We start from the raw sequence: 791 nt of genomic DNA, 5'->3' as shown, positions 1-791 counted from the left end.
ACAACGGTTAGGCTATGATTAGTTGCGGTGTGAAATCCGACAGGATTTCGGCCCGCACACTAAACATAGTAAATATGCGTGGATTTTCCGAAGGGAAAATCCGCCAGCAATTAATTATAGGTATTGTTAGGCAACGTTTTTATTCTCGAAGTGCTTGATTTCATTCAATTCCGATTCCTTTGTTTCCTTTTCTTCTTCGATATCATAATCATCTTGAAGTCCAAGCCAAAATTTTGCAGAATTCCCAAAATATTTACTCAATCTTAAAGCTGTGTCCGCGGTTATTCTTCTATTGCCTTTTACAATTTCGGAAATCCTTGTTTGAGGTATTTTCAAATCTTTTGAAAGTCGATATGCTGTTATTTCAAGAGGTTCAAGAAATTCGTAAAACAAAATTTCACCAGGATGTACATTTGCTAACTTTTCCATTTTTTTACTTTTTAATGATAATCTATTATTTCCACTTCGCTTGCGTTTCCATTGTCCCACATGAAGATTATTCGCCATTGTTTGTTAACCCGAATGCTATAGAACTCACTTAATTTTCCACCAAGTTTTTCAAGTCGATTTGAAGGTGGAATCCTTAAATCCGCAATGTCCTGCGAGTTATTCAACATTCTGAGTTTCCGACGTCCCACATTTTGAACTTCAATTGGCATTTTCTTAACTCGGACTCCATTCCAAATTTGTTCGGTCGCTTTCGAGCCAAAAGAAATAATCATAATCACGTTTTACGTTACTAACGCTAAAGATAAGTAAAAAGATTGTTTTGTGCAAATGTTGCCTAACGT

At 35.9% G+C, this 791-nt stretch carries 2 protein-coding genes; both read right to left on the bottom strand.

Annotated elements, in window-relative coordinates:
- Nucleotides 1-126 precede the first annotated feature (126 nt).
- A complete protein-coding gene (locus MWU82_RS24035; RefSeq protein WP_247098289.1) occupies nt 127-429 on the bottom strand; it encodes a HigA family addiction module antitoxin in 303 nt (100 codons plus the stop codon).
- Nucleotides 430-440: 11 nt separating this feature from the next.
- Nucleotides 441-722: a type II toxin-antitoxin system RelE/ParE family toxin gene (locus tag MWU82_RS24030; RefSeq protein WP_247098287.1), complete on the bottom strand. Its 282-nt coding sequence runs from the start codon at nt 720-722 to the stop codon at nt 441-443.
- Nucleotides 723-791 lie beyond the last annotated feature (69 nt).

Origin of the sequence: Arenibacter sp. S6351L, from assembly GCF_023016025.1 — a bacterium.
Classification (GTDB): Bacteria; Bacteroidota; Bacteroidia; order Flavobacteriales; family Flavobacteriaceae; genus Arenibacter; species Arenibacter algicola_B.
This window is presented reverse-complemented; position numbering and strand designations above follow the sequence as displayed.

Excerpts from the sequence above, each read along its gene's own strand:
- MWU82_RS24035 (WP_247098289.1), bottom strand. The coding sequence starts at position 429 with ATGGAAAAGTTAGCAAATGTACATCCTGGTGAAATTTTGTTTTACGAA.
- MWU82_RS24030 (WP_247098287.1), bottom strand. The coding sequence starts at position 722 with ATGATTATTTCTTTTGGCTCGAAAGCGACCGAACAAATTTGGAATGGA.